The sequence below is a fragment of the Sphingomonas suaedae genome (genome assembly GCF_007833215.1).
In the GTDB taxonomy this organism is placed as follows: domain Bacteria; phylum Pseudomonadota; class Alphaproteobacteria; order Sphingomonadales; family Sphingomonadaceae; genus Sphingomonas; species Sphingomonas suaedae.
In genome coordinates this window covers 3,892,520-3,907,926 of record NZ_CP042239.1, presented here as the reverse complement: position 1 = coordinate 3,907,926, position 15,407 = coordinate 3,892,520, and the positions used below count along the sequence as shown (strand labels likewise).

Genomic DNA, 15,407 nt, shown 5'->3' with positions numbered 1-15,407 from the left:
CTGCACCCTTGGCGCATGAGATGGATCGCCGCCGCCCTTGCCCTGTTCGCCACCCTCCCCGCCGCCGCGCAGGACCGCCCGCCTTGCCGCGAGGTCGGCGATGTGCCGCACATCATCATCGCCCCCGCCGCCGCCGAGCAGCTCGCCGAGATCGGCCTCGACCGCGCCGCAATCTTCGCGCGGATGCGCGAGACCTCGATCCCCGAGACGATGGGCTGCTGGGCGATGCCGGTCGGCAATTTCGACAGCCAGCTGGTCTCGGTCGGCATGGCACAGCGCAATTACGGCACCGGCAGCCTCCAGCCCCAGCTGATCGCCTGGCGCGACAGCTTCAACAGCCGCCGCCGCTTCAAGCGCGCGCTCAAGGAACTCGCTCCCGCCTATGGCAAGCTGTTCTTTTCGAAAGACTGCCTCGCCATCCCGGTCGGCGACAAATGCCGCACCGGCATTCTCGCCGCGCATGACGCGGATGGGAAGCTGAACCCCGTCGCGCTCGCCGAACTCACCCGCTTGTTCGAACATGACGCGATGCTGCAGGTCCAGACGAATACCTATGTCGCCCTGCTCCTCGAAGTCCGTGCCGAACTGTTCCGCCTCTGGCCCGACGGCCCGATCACCCCGCGCAAGGTGAAATGGGCGATCGACACCCGCGTCCAGCAAAAGACGTTGCCCGGCGACGAGGACGTCGCCCGCCTCCGCCGCAAGCTCGGCAACGTCCCCGGCAGCGAACGCGCCGCCAAGCTCAAGGCGATGCTCATCTGGTATCAGGGGCTGAGCGAGGCGGTCGATCAGGACGGCGTTGGTCGCGATTATGCGTGGAACATCCAGCAATGGACCTGCCTGATCGACGCCGGGCGAGTCGACGACGAACAGTTCGAGCTGCTTCACTTGACCTATCTGCGCAGCCGCACCGCCACCGGCAATTCGGGCCGCTGGCAGGCGCTGACCTTCTCGCGCCGCGCCAAGATCATCCTCGGCACCGGCAGCGTCAGCGGGGTCCGGGACGGGGGTTGCACATAAAAAGCCCCTCCCCTTCAGGGGAGGGGTTGGGGTGGGGCCTGTCCTCGCAGGCCATCGGTCTCGGTGAGACTGAGACGCCCCACCCCCAACCCCTCCCCTGAAGGGGAGGGGCTTAAGACACCTCAGAACCGCGCCCTCACGCCCCCCAACACCGTCCGCCCCTCACCGGGGTGGAAGATCGCGCTCGCCGCAGTTGCGGTAATCGCCGCCGACTGATCCGACACATAGTGCTTGTCGGTCAGGTTCCGCGCATCGACGAACAGCGTCACCCCGCCCAGCTCGAACCCGGCCCCGACGCCCAGCAGCGCATAGCCCGGCACGCGCATCGTGTTGCGATAGTCCGCCCAGGTCGATTGCGGCCGCCAGTCGAGGTTCGGCTCAACGAACACTCCGCTCCTGCCCTCGTAGCGCAACGACGCGCGATAGCTGTGCACCGGCGCGATCGGCAGGCGGTTGTCGCGATAGTCCGGATCATCATCGAACCGGAAATCCGACCAGCCATAGGTCTGGCGCAGCCGCAGCTTCCCCTCCGGCCCGTCCAGGATCCACCAGTCCAGACTCGCCTCGATCCCCTGATGCACCGTCTTGTCGGCGTTGAAAATGGTCGAAGGGATGGTCGCCGAGGTCTGGAAGCTCAGCAGTTCACCCTTCACCCATGCCCGATAGGCCGTGACGTCCCACGCGACCGAACCACTGCGCCCGCGCGTGCCGATCTCAGCGGTCCACGCCCGCTGCGGGTCGAGCGGCACGAATACCGATCCGAGCAGGTTGGTCTGCGCCAGCGCCCCGAAATGCGGTGGTTCGACAGAGCGCGTGACATTGGCATAGACCTGCGCGTCACCGGTTTCGTAGAGCAGCCCGACGCGCGGCGCGAGCCACTCGAAATCCTGACTCTCGCTGCGCCCGTTCAACCGGTTGAGATAATCGCGGCCCGCATGGCCCCAACTCGCCCCGCCGACCAGCGCCAGTCCCTCGGTCACGAACACGCGCCCCTCGGCGAACAGGTCGAGCGCGTTGGCGATCTGCCGCGCGTCTCCGATCCGCGGCCCCTGCGCGCTCGCCGCGTTGACGAACAAATCCTGCTCGGTGCCGCCCTCGCGATAGAAGGCGCCGAAGAACAGGTCGGCCTTCATGCCCGCGAGCTCGCCCCTCCAGTCGAACCGCCCGAACGCGCCCTGCGTACCGGTGTCCTGCAGGATGAAGATGCCGACCGGGTGATAGAGGTCGGTCTGAGTCGCATAGACCCCGCCCTCGAAGGTCAGGCTATCGGTCAGCCGCAACCGTGTCTGGAGCGTTCCGCGAAAGGTCCCGAGGTTGCGGCGCTGGTTCTGCGACACCGCAGTGGCGCCGGGTGCGCGCGGATCGGTAAGCGCCTGATCCAGCGTCACCGTCCCCGGCACGCCCTGATAGATATCGGCGGCATAGAGGATCGCGCGCACCTCATTATCCTCGCCGAACGACCAGCCAAGATTCAGCGTCCCGCGAACCTGATCCTGATAGCCCTGCACGCGATAGCCGTCGGTGTGAAACGCGTTGACCCCGGCGTAGAAATCGAACGCGCCCGATTTGCCCGCGACCTGCGCGACGCCGCGGATCGTCTCATCGGTCCCGCCATCGACGCGGACCAGAAACGGCGACTGCGCGGTCTTGCCGTTCGGGGTCACGAAGTTGATCGCCCCGCCCAGCTGCGCCCCGCCGAAGCGCAGCGCATTGCCGCCCTTGTAGACTTCGACGAAGCGCGCGCCGAGCGGGTCGATCTTCTGGAAGTCCGAAAACCCGTCGGCATCGGCGAACGGCACCCCGTCCTGCGCCAGCAGCACCCCGCGCTGGTGGAAGCTCTGGTCGAGGCCGGAACCGCGGATCGACAGCCGCCCTTCCTCGCCATAGCGTTTCTGCGCCAGCACGCCGGGCACGTCGCGCAAAATGTCGGGCGTTCCGACCGCAAAGCGATCCTCATAGGCTTCGGCGGCTACCACCGACACCGACCCCGGCGTCCGCGCCAGCCGCTCGCGCGCTTGCGCGACGACGGGCGGGTCTTCGGGATTGGCCTTGGCGGTGACGATGATGACGGGATCCTGCTCGCCATCAGCGGCAAACACAGGGGTAGCAAGGCAAGTGGCCGCAAGCAGCGCGGCGGAATAGTGGATGTTCATGAAAGGCAATTCCTGATCGGCGCGGCCCAGCCGCGCACGTGACCGTAGATCCCCGTTCTCCTGCGAAAGCAGGAGTCCAGGGCCACAAGCGAGACCGTCGCCACGCTGGGCTCCTGCTGTCGCAGGAGAACCAGGATCGAAGACGGCTTTGAACTGTCAGGAACTCAGCGGCGGCCCGCGCAGTGGTGGCCAATATTGCCCCGCCCGATCGACGCGCACCGCCGCAACGCCGACAAAACCCAGCGCCAGGATAAATGCCAGCGCTCCGGCCAGCAGCACCGGGTCCACCTCCGGCATCATATCCAGCCCCAGCCCGGCAAAAGCGCAAGGCTGCCCCGCAGCCCGCGTCGCGCCATCCTCCTTGGCCGGCATCCCCGGCACGTCGATTTCGACCTGCTGCTGGCCCATGCCGGTACAGACCATCACGACGATCTTCCCCGCCTGTGCGACCGGCATGAACCCCGCCGGCACGGCAAGCTTCACCGCCAGCGCCAGCGCGATCAGCGCCGCCGCCCACCAGCGATGCGAAAGGATCAGCCCCCGGAACACGAGGGCGCGGTTAGCGACTGGAAACCGCCCTGTCATCCGCTAAAGAAGCGGACAAAAGCGGACAGGGACAGGCAATGGTACCGATCAAGACCGACGACCTCATCGACAGCGTCGCCGACGCGCTTCAGTTCATCAGCTACTACCACCCGATGGACTATATCCGCGCGTTGGGCGTCGCCTATGAGGCCGAACAGTCCCCCGCCGCCAAGGACGCGATCGCCCAGATCCTCACCAACAGCCGCATGTGCGCCGAGGGCCACCGCCCGATCTGCCAGGACACCGGCATCGTCAATGTCTTCGTCAAATGGGGCATGAACTGCCAGCTCGACGACACCTCGCGCTCGCTCCAGGACGTGGTCGATGAAGGCGTGCGCCGCGCCTATCTCCACCCCGAAAACAAGCTGCGCGCCTCGGTCCTCGCCGACCCCGCCTTCACCCGCCGCAACACCCGCGACAACACCCCCTGCGTCCTCCATGTCGAGCTGGTTCCGGGCGACAAGGTCCATGTCGACGTCGCGGCCAAGGGCGGCGGGTCGGAAAACAAGTCAAAGTTCAAGATGATGAACCCCAGCGACTCTATCGTCGACTGGGTCCTCGAAATGCTGCCCCAGATGGGCGCCGGCTGGTGCCCGCCCGGCATGCTCGGCATCGGCATCGGCGGCACGGCGGAACACTGCGTCCTGCTCGCCAAAAAGGCGCTGATGGAACAGATCGACATGGCCAGCCTCAAGCAGCGCGGCCCCCAGAACGATCTCGAAGCGCTGCGCATCGAGATTTTCGACAAGGTCAACGCACTCGGCATCGGCGCGCAGGGCCTTGGCGGCCTGTCGACCATCCTCGACGTCAAGATCCTCGACGCCCCCTGTCACGCCGCGGGCAAGCCGGTGGCGATGATCCCCAATTGCGCCGCTACCCGCCACGCCCACTTCACGCTGGACGGCAGCGGTCCGGCCTATCTCGAAGCGCCCAAGCTCGACGAATGGCCGAACGTCAACTGGACCCCGGACAAGGCCGCGATCCGCGTCGACCTCGACGCGCTCACCCCCGAAGTCGTGCAGAGCTGGAAACAGGGCGACCGCCTGCTGCTCAACGGCAAGATGCTCACCGGCCGCGACGCCGCGCACAAGCGCATCGCCGACATGCTCGCCGCGGGCGAACCGCTCCCGGTCGAGTTCAAGGGCCGCGTCATCTACTATGTCGGCCCGGTCGATCCGGTCGGCGAGGAAGTCGTGGGCCCCGCCGGCCCCACCACCGCCACGCGCATGGACAAATTCACCCGCATGATGCTCGACCAGGGCCTGCTCGCGATGGTCGGCAAGGCCGAACGCGGCCCCGCCGCCACCGACGCAATCCGCGACGCCAGGAGCGCCTATCTCATGGCCGTCGGCGGCGCCGCCTATCTCGTCGCCCGCGCGATCAAGGGCAGCAAGGTCGTCGGCTTCGAAGACCTCGGCATGGAAGCGATCTACGAGTTCGAGGTGCAGGATTTCCCGGTCACGGTCGCGGTCGATGCGGAGGGCAACAATGTCCACCAGCTCGCGCCGCTCGTGTGGCGTGAGAAGATCGCGAAAGAAGGAGTGATGCAGGGGGCGTGAACCAAACATGGCGGCAAAAGCGGACCGCTCGACAACCCTGCCCGCCCCGCTTCCGTCGTCCGGGCGCCCCCAGCGGCACTGCGTCGCACAACGCATCAACCGTTGACGAGGCCGCCTCCGCCCGGCCACCCTGCCCCCGTGAAGATCGATCTCATCTCGCCGCATTCGCCAATCAACGCGGCGAACCGAATGAAGATGGCGTTCGACGGTGTCTCTGCCCTGGCCGTACCCCGGCAGGTCATCGGCAACGGTACCGAACATGAAATGATCCTATGGGTGCACCGCCCAGGTGTTCGCAACGATTTCAAGACCATGCTCCGCGCAAGGATGGACCCGCATGAAGGCGGCACCCGTATCCGGGGCCGGATCGGCGCTCCGGTTTCAGCCGGGTTGTTTATGGGGTGCTGGTTCACCTTCGTTTCGCTGTTCATGATGTTCGGACTGGTCATGACCCTGTCCGCGTCGGCGGGCGAGTGGACGCTGCGCGTACCATTTGTCGGCGTTCCGATGCTCATGCTGGCGATGGGCGGGTTCATCGTATGGATCGGGCGGCGAAACGGCCGGGCCGATCGCGATGAAATCCTGGCCTTCCTAGCCGCCACTCTCGCCACGAGACCGTATCGCCGGAACGAACTTTGACGCTTGAGCCGCGTTGGTAAAGCGCACAGTGAGAGCGTCGATGCCCCGATTCAAACCGATTCTACGCGTGGCAGGCACGATCCTCCTCTGGCTGGTGGTCGCGCTTTGCCTCGTGGCGACGGCCCTGCCCCACTATCTCGACCGCATCTATTATCTCGGCGCCACTAGCCGTCATTTCGATGGCGAGCGCTTCTTCAACCCGACCGGCCCCGACACTTCGGCTCCCCCTACCGGAGGCAGCCGTGCAGGCTTTTTCGCGCGCATGGTCGCCCCCGACGACCGCCCCGTCTGGCCCGACCGAGTCGCGGTGGCGAAGGACACGCCCCCCGCCCGCGTCTCCGGCGATGCGATGCGCGTCACCTGGGTCGGCCACGCCACCGTGCTGGTCCAGACCGCTGGCCTCAACATCCTCACCGATCCGATGTGGAGCGATGTCGCCGGTCCCTTCAACCTTGCCGGCCCGCGCCGTACCGCGCCGCCGGGAATCGCCTTCGACGCGCTGCCCAGGATCGACCTCGTCCTCGTCAGCCACAATCATTACGACCATCTCGACCTCCCGACGCTCAAGCGGCTGTGGGACCGCGATCAGCCGGTGATCGTCGCCAGCCTCGGCAATGATGCCGTCATCGGCAATGCGGGCGTCCCCGTCCGCGCGCTCGACTGGGGCCAGCGGCTGAAGCTGCGCGAGGGCGTCGAGGTGATCGTCAACCGCAACCACCACTGGAGCAGCCGCTGGTTCGCCGACCGCAACCGCGCGCTCTGGTCCAGCTTCGTGGTGACGCTTCCCGGCGGCAACCTGTTCTTTGCGGGCGATACCGGCGCGGGCGATTACACATGGGCGGACAAGGCCGCATCCTATGGCCCCATCCGCCTCGCCATCCTGCCGATCGGGGCGTTCCGGTTTCAGGAGGGACAGATGCGCACCGCCAGCCATATCGGCCCGGTCGAGGCGATCAAGCTGTGGAACCGCCTCGGCCACCCGCACACGCTGCCGATGCACTGGGGCACGTTCCGCCTGACCTGGGAGGGGTATTGGACCCCGCCGCTCATGCTCCGCGCGCTTCAATCCTGCGCGGGCGAGACTTCGGGCCGGTTCGCCCCGCAATCGATCGGTCGCCCCTGGACCATCCCGGTCCTCTCTGCCCCACCCGCCCCCGCCGACGAAACGCGCCTCGATGCCTGCGAGAAGAGCCCCGCCGTCACTGCGCTGCGCTGAAGCGGTTCGTGCCTTTGCACGCGCCAACTTTCTCCTTCTTCCCCTGTGCGGCCATCCCCCCTAAACGCCCCGCAATGCCCCGCGATTTCGCCCATATCGACGCCTGGTTGTTCGATCTCGACAACACGCTCTATCCGGGCAGCACCGACCTGTTCGCCCAGATGAATGCGCGCATCGGTGCCTATGTCGCCCGCCTGCTCGACCTCGATCCCGAAACCGCGCACCGCGTGCAGAAGGATTATTTCATCTCGCACGGCACAACGCTCGCGGGGCTGATGGCCGACCATGGCGTCGACCCCTATGAATATCTCGCCGAAGTCCATGACATCGAGATCGACGTGCTCGAGCAAAACGCCCCACTCGCCGCCGCAATCGCGAAGCTGCCTGGGCGCAAGATCGTCTTCACCAACGCCGACGCGCCCTACGCGCAGAGAGTGCTCGACCGGCTCGGCATCCGTGAGCATTTCGAGGCGATCCACGACGTCCACGCCAGCGCCTATCACCCCAAGCCGCACCCGCACGCCTATGCCAGCGTGTGCGAGGCGTATCGCATCGATCCCAGCCGCGCGCTGTTCGTCGAAGACATGGCGCGCAACCTCGCCCCGGCCAAGGCGATCGGCATGACCACCGTCTGGGTCGACAACGGTTCCGAACAGGCACCCGATGCCGACCGCAGCTTCATCGACCATATCACCCACGACATTTGCCACTGGCTCGAATCCATCCAGGAGTGACCATGACCGACCTCGCCGCCACCATCGACGCCGCCTGGGAAGACCGCGCCAACGTCTCGACCGCTACGACGGGGGCGGTACGCGATGCGGTGGCCGAGGCGCTGAACCTGCTCGACAGCGGTGCCGCGCGGGTGGCGGAACCGGCGGACGGCGGCTGGCAGGTCAATCAGTGGCTGAAAAAGGCGGTGCTCCTCTCCTTCCGCCTCAACGACAATCAGGTCGCGCATGGCGGCTTCGACAAGGTGCCGCTCAAGACCGCAGGCTGGGACGATGCGCGCTTCCGCGCTGCCGGCTTCCGTCAGGTGCCGGGCAGCGTCGTGCGTCACGGCGCGCATATCGGCCGCAACGTCGTGCTGATGCCCAGCTTCGTGAACATCGGCGCGTTCGTCGGCGAAGGCACGATGGTCGACACCTGGGCCACGGTCGGCAGCTGCGCGCAGATCGGCAGGAACGTCCATCTGTCGGGCGGCGTCGGCATCGGCGGCGTGCTCGAACCGCTTCAGGCCGATCCGGTCATCATCGGCGACGGCGCCTTCATCGGCGCGCGCGCCGAAGTGGCCGAGGGCGTCCGCGTCGGCGAGGGCGCGGTGCTCTCGATGGGCGTCTATCTCGGCGCCTCGACCAAGATCGTCGATCGCGCGACGGGTCAGGTCCATCGCGGCGAAGTGCCCCCCTATGCCGTCGTCGTCCCCGGCACGCTCCCCGGCAAGGACGGCGGCCCCGGCCTCTATTGCGCGGTGATCGTCAAGACGGTCGACGCGCAGACGCGCAGCAAGACCGGCATCAACGAGCTGCTGCGCGACTGACCCCTACTCGCCCTTGCCGCGCCGGAACGAGGTCGGATGGTGGAACCCGGCCTTGGCGATCTTCACCTTGTCGTCGGTGATCTCGACCATCTTCGGCCCCGGCGCGGGCAGGACTCCGCCGACCCACATCGCGATCTCCTGATAGGCGGTGAAGGGATCGAGCGCCCTGGCGAAGTCCATCGCGGCCAGCGTCGGCTGGTCGACCGCCCAGGGCCGCTGGTCGTCGTCGATAAAGGGCGGCCGCACCGACGGATCTTTGCTGGCGATGGTGATCCCCGCCAGCACCACCGCGTCGCGCAGCAGCCCCTCCAGCACCAACGGCTCGAACCAGCGGCTCAGCGGCACCCGCTCGGTCCGCGCTGGCATCCGCTGGCGGCTCAGCGGATGGACGAATTCCATCGATCCGGTGCGGCTGTCGCCGTCGTGCAGCGAGAAGCCGTGTCCGCGCGCAAACGCATCCATCGCGTCGTGCGTCCAGAACCACTGCCCGTGACTTGCATCGGCGCGGACCAGTTCCAGCCCGCGATACAGCGTCCCGCATAGCAGCACCTGCCCGGTCCGCTGGCGATGCAGCACCCCGTCGATCTCGATATCGCGCAGGCTCCAATAGCCTTGCGCGGCCCGCTTGCGCGCGGCGTTCGTCTCGCCGACTGGTGGCACCAGACCGCCCGAACAGTGATAGACCGGGAGACCGATCTCGGCGTGCATCTGGATATCCGACAGCGCCCGCTTGCCGTTGCGCAGGAACACGACAGACTCGTCCTGTCCCCAGGCCGCCCCCGCGTCGTAATAGTCCTTGCCGCCGATGATCCGCATCGCCCGATCTTCGCGCCAGGTTGCGACAGGTCAACCCACATCCCCTGACGCTTTCCGACGCCCTGTTGTCGAAAGCCGTTTCCTACAGCCCCCTGACTGGGTTACTCGTTTCCCATGCAACCAACCCTTCAGAACGCCGCCGGTCAGGCTGCTTACACACACGCGATTGTTGTCAGTTTTGTCGTCAGTTTCCGGGGAGCGCCCCCGGCATGACCGAGCCGATGACCTATGGGCGCTACCTCGCGCTCGACCAGTTGCTGACCGCCCAGCATCCGATTTCTGACGAGCATGACGAACTCCTGTTCATCGTCATCCACCAGACCAAGGAATTGTGGCTGAAACAGATGATCGCCGAACTGGAGGTCGCCTTGGACCTGGTTCGCAACGATCGGCTGGTCGAAGCTTATAAGGGGCTGGCACGGGTCAGCCGGATTCAGGCGGTGATGACGCTGTCGTGGGAAATCCTGACCACGATGACACCGAGCGACTATACCCGCTTCCGCGACGTGCTCGGCACCAGCAGCGGGTTCCAGTCGGACCAGTTCCGCGCGGTCGAGACGATGCTGGGGCTGCGCGGCGGCGGCGTCCCCGGCCCGCTGACCGAACTTCACGGTGCGCAGAAGAGCCTGTGGGACGAAGCCAATGCCGCGCTCGCCCGCGCCGGGTTCGACCTGCCGGCGACCGCCCTCGATCGCGACTGGGCGCAGCCTTACGAAGCCGATCCGGCGGTCGAGGCCGCATGGGCCGCGGTCTATCGCGAGCCCGAGACGCATTGGGAATTGTATCAGCTCGCCGAAAAGCTGGTCGATATCGACGACGCACTCGCCACCTGGCGGCACAAGCATGTCCTGACGGTTACCCGTGTCATCGGCATGAAGCCGGGGACCGGCGGCACGCCGGGCGCGGCCTATCTCCAGTCCACCCTGACCAAGCGCGCTTTCCCCGAACTGTGGTCCTTGAGAACGTCGCTGTGAGCGGCCAAGCCCCTCCAGTTCTCCTGCGAAAGCAGGAGCCTAGGGCCAGGAGCGGGGCGCGTGTGGCTCTGGGCTCCTGCTTTCGCAGGAGAACTGTGTTGCTTCGCGATCGGAACATTGCCCGATGACGGTTAGCTACAAACATCTCTTTCAGCGCTCGATCGCCGCAGCGCCCGACCGGCTGCATTTCGCGGCACACAGCCATCATTTGTGGCCCGACGCCTCCTGGGTCGGTCATCAGGCCGCATGGCAGGACGCCGCCCGGCTCGCCGACCGCAAATGGGACCGGGTGATGGACGAAATCTGGCCCGCGGCTCAGGCCCATGTCGCCACCGAACTGGCGCTGCCCGATCCGGCATCGGTGATCTTCGCGGGCAACACCCACGACCTGATCCTGCGCATCGTTTCTTCCCGCGCCGAACGCCCGCTGCGCATCCTGACCAGCGATGGCGAGTTCCACAGCTTCCGCCGCCAGGCACAGCGCTGGATCGAAAGCGGACGGATCACGCTCGAAACGGTGGCGCGCGGCACGGATTTCGACACCCGCTTCCTCGCCGCAGCCCGTAGCGGCGCCCACGATCTGATCTTCATCAGCCAGGTGATGTTCGAAACCGGCGCGGTATTCGGCGCGCTTGCCGACCTCGCCGCACTTGCCGATCCGGACGGCCCCTGGGTCGTCGTCGACGGCTATCACGGCTTCATGGCGATGGAGACCGACCTGTCTGCGGTGGCCGACCGTATCTTCTACCTCGCCGGGGGCTATAAATATGCGATGGCGGGCGAAGGGGTCGCGTTTCTCCACTGCCCGCCCGGCTTCGGACCCCGGCCCGAAATCACCGGCTGGTACGCCGAATTCGCCGATCTCGAAGCCCCGCCGCCGGGCCGGATCGGCTATGCCGCGGATGCGATGCGCTTCATGGGATCGACCTTCGACCCCAGCGGACTCTACCGCTTTGTCGCGGTCCGCGACATGCTGGCCGAGGAAGGGCTGACCACCGCTGAGATCAACGCGCATGTAGCGCCACTGCGCGAGGCGTTGCTCGCCGAAATGACCGCGACGCCGCTGTCAGAAACGGAATTGCTCAACCCGGGCGGCGACCCGCGCGCGCGTTTCCTTGCTTTCCGCTCGCCCCACGCTCCGGAATGGAAGCAGAAATTGATGGATCAGGACATCGTCACCGATGTCCGCGGGGACGTGTTGCGGATCGGATTCGGCCTCTATCACGACCAACGCGATGTCGAGCGGTTAGTCGGCACTCTGCGCGATCTTGGCGACGCCTAGCCGCGGAATTTCGATCGCCGGACAGCGGTCCATCACGACCGTAAGCCCCGCCGCCTCGGCCCGCGCAGCGGCTTCGTCGTTGATCACGCCAAGCTGCATCCACACCGCCTTGGCCCCGACCGCAATCGCTTCGTCCACCGCCTCGCCAGCCGCCATCGGCCGACGGAAGATATCGACGATATCGATCGGGTCGCCGATCTGACCAAGGTCGCGGAACACGAATTCGCCGTGCAGATGCTCGCCGGTGATCTGCGGATTGACCGGGATGACGCGATAGCCATGCTCCTGCAGCATCGCCATCACCCGATAGCTCGGCCGGTCCGGCCGGTCGCTGGCCCCGACCATCGCGATGGTCCGCGCATTTTCCAGCAGCGCCTTGATCTGCGCATCGTCGGTCATCGGCATGGCTCAGCCTTTCTGGGTGTCCAGCCAGGCATTCACCTTCCCGGCCACCTCAGCAAACGCTGCGCCCTCGACCCCGTTCCCCGCGGCCGGGGGGCTGCCCACGTCGGATGCCGTGCGAATCGCAATGTCGAGCGGGATGCGGCCAAGGAATGGCACGCCCAGCCGCTCCGCCGCCGCCTCTGCCCCGCCCTTGCCGAACGGGTCCGACACCTCGCCGCAATGCGGACAGGCATAGCCCGCCATATTCTCGACAATCCCGATCACCGGAATCCCCGCCTTGGCGAACAGGTCGATCGCCCGCGTCGCATCGATCAGCGCAAGATCCTGCGGCGTCGAGACGATCACCGCCCCCGCCGGGCGATGCTTCTGGATCATCGTGAGCTGCACATCGCCGGTGCCGGGCGGCAGGTCGAGCACCAGCGTATCCGCCGCGCCCCAATTGGCATCGACCAGCTGGGTCAGCGCGCCCGCCGCCATCGGCCCACGCCAGGCAATCGCCTGCCCCTCCTCGACCAGCCCGCCCATCGACAGCATCGGCACGCCATATGCGGTCGCCAGCGGCACCAGCTTCTTGTCATGCGCCACGGGCTTGCGCCCCTCGACCCCCATCAGCTTGGGCTGCGACGGGCCATAGATATCGGCATCGACCAGCCCGACCTTGCGTCCCGCCCGCGCGAGCGCGATGGCAAGATTCGCAGAGACGGTCGATTTGCCCACCCCGCCCTTGCCGCTCGCTACCGCGATGAGCCTGCGGTTCACCCGCTGCGCAGTGCGGGCGACGCGGACCTCATCGATGCCGGGAATCGCCGCCGCCGCACGGATATCCGTCTCAAGCGCATTCTGGGCGCCGTCGGGAAGCCCGGTCACGTCGAGGATGATGCTGGCACGTCCGCCTTCTACGCGAACGGTGGCGCGGCCTGCGGCGATCGGGGCGAGCACCGCCTCGATCGCGGCGCGGTCGTTGGTCTGATCGGTCATGCGGGGCACATAGGGCGGCTTTCGCGCGCTGCCACTGTAAATCCTCCGCGCGGTCCCTATAAAGACCTGCATGGCGAGAATGACTGACTGGATTGCACGCGCTCCCGGACTCCGGGGCGTGCTGTGGAACGAGAACAAAGGCCCCTGGGGCGGCGGCAAGGGCGGCGAGGGCAACGGCGGCAAGGACGGCGACGGCAGCGGCCCGCGCAATCCCTGGGCCTTTCCGCCCGAGGGCAAGCGCGGGGGTCGCGGTAATGTCAGCAGCCTCGACGATTTCCTGAAGCGCGCGCGCCGCAGTGGCGGTAGCGGCGGCGGGGGCACGGGCGGGCTGCCGGGCGGGATGCCCGGCAAGCCGGTCGTGCTCGTGGCGATCATCCTGCTGGTACTAGCCTGGATCGTGTTCACCAGCGCGCACGTCATTGCCCCCGAGCAGCGCGGCGTGGTGAAACTGCTTGGCCGCTATTCGCATACGATGGAGCCGGGCATCCGGTTCACCCTGCCCGCTCCGATTACCACGGTCGAAAAGGTGAATGTCCAGGCGATCCGTAACGAGGATTTCCCGGCGTCTAGCAGCGAAAACCTGATGCTGACCCAGGATCAGAATATCGTCGATCTGGCCTATTCCGTGCGCTGGGATATCGCCAATCCGGAGGATTTCGTCTTCCAGATCGCGAAACCGACCGAAACGGTCCGCGCGACCGCGGAGAGCGCGATGCGCGCCGCAGTGGCCGGCGTGTCGCTCAACGACGCGATTGGCCCGGGCCGAACGGTGATCGAGGCGCGCGTGCAGCAGACGATGCAGGCGATCCTTGACGACTACAACTCCGGCGTCCGCGTGCAGGGCGTGTCGATCAAGAACGCCTCCGCCCCGGCCGCGGTGGACGAGGCGTTCAAACAGGTGACTGCCGCGCAGCAGGAAGCCGAGGGCGAGCGCAACCGTGCCCGCGCCTATGCGCAGCAGGTGACTGCGTTGGCGCAGGGTGCGGCGACCGAATTCGACAAAATCTATGAGCAATATCGCATGGCGCCTGAAGTGACCCGGCGTCGCCTTTATTACGAAACGATGGAGGCGGTGCTGGCCAAGTCGAACAAGACCATCGTCGAGGCACCGGGCGTCACCCCCTATCTGCCGCTTCCTGCCGCACGCGGCGGGTCGACCACTCAGCCTTCGGTCCAGCAGGGACAACAGGCCCAGCCAACGCAGCAGCAGGGAGGCCAGCAATGAACGCGATCGTAACGCGGCCGATCCTGTTGGGCGGCATCGCCCTTGCGCTGCTGTTCGTGCTGTTCAACACGGTGTTCATCGTACCCGAGACGAAGCAGGCCGTGATCCTGCAGCTCGAACAGCCGGTACGAACGATCAACGCCTATAAGGCAGGCGAGCAGTTCGGGCGCAGCACCGGAGCAGGGCTCAAGGTCAAAATACCGTTCTTCCAGCGCGTGGTCTGGGTCGACAAGCGCGTGCTCGACATCGACCTCGAGAACCAGCCGGTGCTCTCGACCGACCAGCTGCGGCTTGAGGTCGACGCTTTTGCGCGCTTTCGCGTCGTCGATCCGCTGCGAATGGTGGTGACAGCCGGGAGCGAGTCTCGCGTTGCCTCGCAGCTCGGCCCGCTATTCGGCTCAGCGCTGCGCGCGGAGCTGGGCAAAAGACCGTTTGCATCGTTGCTCAGCCCGGAACGGACCGCAGTGATGGACAATATTCAGGCCGGTCTGCAACGTTATGCGAGCCAGTATGGCGTGGAAATTGTCGATGTGCGGATCAAGCAGGCCAATCTGCCTGAAGGGAGCCCGCTGCAATCGGCGCTGAACCGCATGGCGACCGCCCGTCAGCAGGAAGCGACGACGATCCGCGCAAACGGACAAAAGGACGCGCAGATCATCCGCGCCGAAGCCGATGCGAAGGCGGCGGAAGTCTATGCCGCAGCGTTCAACAAGGACCCGCAATTCTACGACTTCTGGCGCGCGATGCAGTCTTATCGCACCACATTCATCGGCAATGGCCGGGACGCGAATGGCGAGACGTCGATCATCCTGTCCCCCGACAATGACTATCTGCGCGAGTTCAGGGGGCGTAGCAGATAGCGAATGTCAGGAACGGACCGGACCCCGATGGCTGTCGGTTCGTTCATATTCAATCGCCGTTCAGCTATCCTAGGCGAGTAACACACATGACCGATCCCATGCCCGGCAAGGGCGACATGTCCAAGGGCGAAATGACCAAAGGCCATATGACCAAA

Annotated in this window: 15 protein-coding genes; 10 read left to right on the top strand and 5 right to left on the bottom strand. The window is 66.2% G+C overall.

Annotated features, from left to right (window positions below; genetic code table 11):
- Nucleotides 1-15 precede the first annotated feature (15 nt).
- Nucleotides 16-1,020, top strand: a complete 1,005-nt coding sequence (locus tag FPZ54_RS18490) for a hypothetical protein (RefSeq protein ID WP_145849275.1) — start codon at nt 16-18, stop codon at nt 1,018-1,020.
- Nucleotides 1,021-1,142: 122 nt separating this feature from the next.
- On the opposite strand, the gene FPZ54_RS18485 is transcribed toward FPZ54_RS18490, so the two are convergent.
- Nucleotides 1,143-3,173, bottom strand: a complete 2,031-nt coding sequence (locus FPZ54_RS18485; RefSeq protein WP_145849274.1) for a TonB-dependent receptor family protein — start codon at nt 3,171-3,173, stop codon at nt 1,143-1,145.
- A gap of 156 nt (nt 3,174-3,329) precedes the next feature.
- Nucleotides 3,330-3,722 (bottom strand): hypothetical protein, encoded by a 393-nt coding sequence (locus tag FPZ54_RS18480; protein ID WP_145849273.1) that lies wholly within the window; start codon nt 3,720-3,722, stop codon nt 3,330-3,332.
- A gap of 74 nt (nt 3,723-3,796) precedes the next feature.
- Here FPZ54_RS18480 and FPZ54_RS18475 point away from each other — a divergent pair, with 74 nt between their 5' ends.
- The 5 genes from FPZ54_RS18475 (at nt 3,797) to dapD (ending at nt 8,712) form a co-directional block, all read left to right on the top strand.
- Nucleotides 3,797-5,317, top strand: a complete 1,521-nt coding sequence (locus tag FPZ54_RS18475; RefSeq protein ID WP_145849272.1) for a fumarate hydratase — start codon at nt 3,797-3,799, stop codon at nt 5,315-5,317.
- 138 nt (nt 5,318-5,455) lie between these two features.
- A complete protein-coding gene (locus FPZ54_RS18470) occupies nt 5,456-5,956 on the top strand; it encodes a hypothetical protein (protein WP_145849271.1) in 501 nt (166 codons plus the stop codon).
- A gap of 40 nt (nt 5,957-5,996) precedes the next feature.
- Nucleotides 5,997-7,172 carry an MBL fold metallo-hydrolase gene (locus tag FPZ54_RS18465; RefSeq protein ID WP_186456838.1) on the top strand — a complete coding sequence of 392 codons (1,176 nt, stop codon included), beginning with the start codon at nt 5,997-5,999 and terminating at the stop codon, nt 7,170-7,172.
- A 74-nt stretch (nt 7,173-7,246) separates the two neighbouring features.
- A complete protein-coding gene (locus FPZ54_RS18460; protein ID WP_145849270.1) occupies nt 7,247-7,906 on the top strand; it encodes a pyrimidine 5'-nucleotidase in 660 nt (219 codons plus the stop codon).
- A gap of 2 nt (nt 7,907-7,908) precedes the next feature.
- Nucleotides 7,909-8,712 carry a 2,3,4,5-tetrahydropyridine-2,6-dicarboxylate N-succinyltransferase gene (gene dapD, locus FPZ54_RS18455; protein WP_145849269.1) on the top strand — a complete coding sequence of 268 codons (804 nt, stop codon included), beginning with the start codon at nt 7,909-7,911 and terminating at the stop codon, nt 8,710-8,712.
- 3 nt (nt 8,713-8,715) lie between these two features.
- Here the strand turns inward: dapD and FPZ54_RS18450 are convergent, their stop codons facing one another.
- Nucleotides 8,716-9,528: a hypothetical protein gene (locus FPZ54_RS18450; RefSeq protein WP_145849268.1), complete on the bottom strand. Its 813-nt coding sequence runs from the start codon at nt 9,526-9,528 to the stop codon at nt 8,716-8,718.
- A gap of 209 nt (nt 9,529-9,737) precedes the next feature.
- On the opposite strand from FPZ54_RS18450, the gene FPZ54_RS18445 reads away from it, so the two are divergent.
- Entirely contained in the window at nt 9,738-10,502 is a 765-nt protein-coding gene (locus FPZ54_RS18445; protein WP_145849267.1) for a tryptophan 2,3-dioxygenase, read from the top strand.
- A gap of 124 nt (nt 10,503-10,626) precedes the next feature.
- Nucleotides 10,627-11,784, top strand: coding sequence for an aminotransferase class V-fold PLP-dependent enzyme (locus tag FPZ54_RS18440; RefSeq protein ID WP_145849266.1), 1,158 nt, complete (start codon nt 10,627-10,629; stop codon nt 11,782-11,784).
- Here FPZ54_RS18440 and FPZ54_RS18435 read toward each other — a convergent pair.
- Together FPZ54_RS18435 and FPZ54_RS18430 are read right to left on the bottom strand one after the other, a co-directional pair.
- Nucleotides 11,749-12,189: a CoA-binding protein gene (locus tag FPZ54_RS18435; protein WP_145849265.1), complete on the bottom strand. Its 441-nt coding sequence runs from the start codon at nt 12,187-12,189 to the stop codon at nt 11,749-11,751. The two genes, FPZ54_RS18440 and FPZ54_RS18435, sit on opposite strands and share 36 nt — an antisense overlap.
- A 3-nt stretch (nt 12,190-12,192) precedes the next feature.
- Complete coding sequence (locus tag FPZ54_RS18430; protein WP_145849264.1) at nt 12,193-13,167, bottom strand: Mrp/NBP35 family ATP-binding protein; 975 nt, start codon at nt 13,165-13,167, stop codon at nt 12,193-12,195.
- 70 nt (nt 13,168-13,237) lie between these two features.
- On the opposite strand from FPZ54_RS18430, the gene hflK reads away from it, so the two are divergent.
- Both hflK and hflC read left to right on the top strand, forming a co-directional pair.
- Nucleotides 13,238-14,392 (top strand): FtsH protease activity modulator HflK, encoded by a 1,155-nt coding sequence (gene hflK / locus FPZ54_RS18425; RefSeq protein ID WP_422396545.1) that lies wholly within the window; start codon nt 13,238-13,240, stop codon nt 14,390-14,392.
- Nucleotides 14,389-15,252, top strand: a complete 864-nt coding sequence (hflC, locus tag FPZ54_RS18420; protein ID WP_145849262.1) for a protease modulator HflC — start codon at nt 14,389-14,391, stop codon at nt 15,250-15,252. Before hflK ends, hflC begins: the two co-directional genes overlap by 4 nt.
- The last annotated feature ends 155 nt before the right edge of the window (nt 15,253-15,407 follow it).

Coding starts and splice junctions, on each gene's coding strand:
- FPZ54_RS18490 (WP_145849275.1), top strand. CDS start 16: ATGAGATGGATCGCCGCCGCCCTTGCCCTGTTCGCCACCCTCCCCGCC.
- FPZ54_RS18485 (WP_145849274.1), bottom strand. CDS start 3,173: ATGAACATCCACTATTCCGCCGCGCTGCTTGCGGCCACTTGCCTTGCT.
- FPZ54_RS18475 (WP_145849272.1), top strand. CDS start 3,797: ATGGTACCGATCAAGACCGACGACCTCATCGACAGCGTCGCCGACGCG.
- FPZ54_RS18465 (WP_186456838.1), top strand. CDS start 5,997: ATGCCCCGATTCAAACCGATTCTACGCGTGGCAGGCACGATCCTCCTC.
- FPZ54_RS18460 (WP_145849270.1), top strand. CDS start 7,247: ATGCCCCGCGATTTCGCCCATATCGACGCCTGGTTGTTCGATCTCGAC.
- dapD (WP_145849269.1), top strand. CDS start 7,909: ATGACCGACCTCGCCGCCACCATCGACGCCGCCTGGGAAGACCGCGCC.
- FPZ54_RS18450 (WP_145849268.1), bottom strand. CDS start 9,528: ATGCGGATCATCGGCGGCAAGGACTATTACGACGCGGGGGCGGCCTGG.
- FPZ54_RS18445 (WP_145849267.1), top strand. CDS start 9,738: ATGACCGAGCCGATGACCTATGGGCGCTACCTCGCGCTCGACCAGTTG.
- FPZ54_RS18440 (WP_145849266.1), top strand. CDS start 10,627: ATGACGGTTAGCTACAAACATCTCTTTCAGCGCTCGATCGCCGCAGCG.
- FPZ54_RS18435 (WP_145849265.1), bottom strand. CDS start 12,189: ATGCCGATGACCGACGATGCGCAGATCAAGGCGCTGCTGGAAAATGCG.
- FPZ54_RS18430 (WP_145849264.1), bottom strand. CDS start 13,167: ATGACCGATCAGACCAACGACCGCGCCGCGATCGAGGCGGTGCTCGCC.
- hflK (WP_422396545.1), top strand. CDS start 13,238: ATGGCGAGAATGACTGACTGGATTGCACGCGCTCCCGGACTCCGGGGC.
- hflC (WP_145849262.1), top strand. CDS start 14,389: ATGAACGCGATCGTAACGCGGCCGATCCTGTTGGGCGGCATCGCCCTT.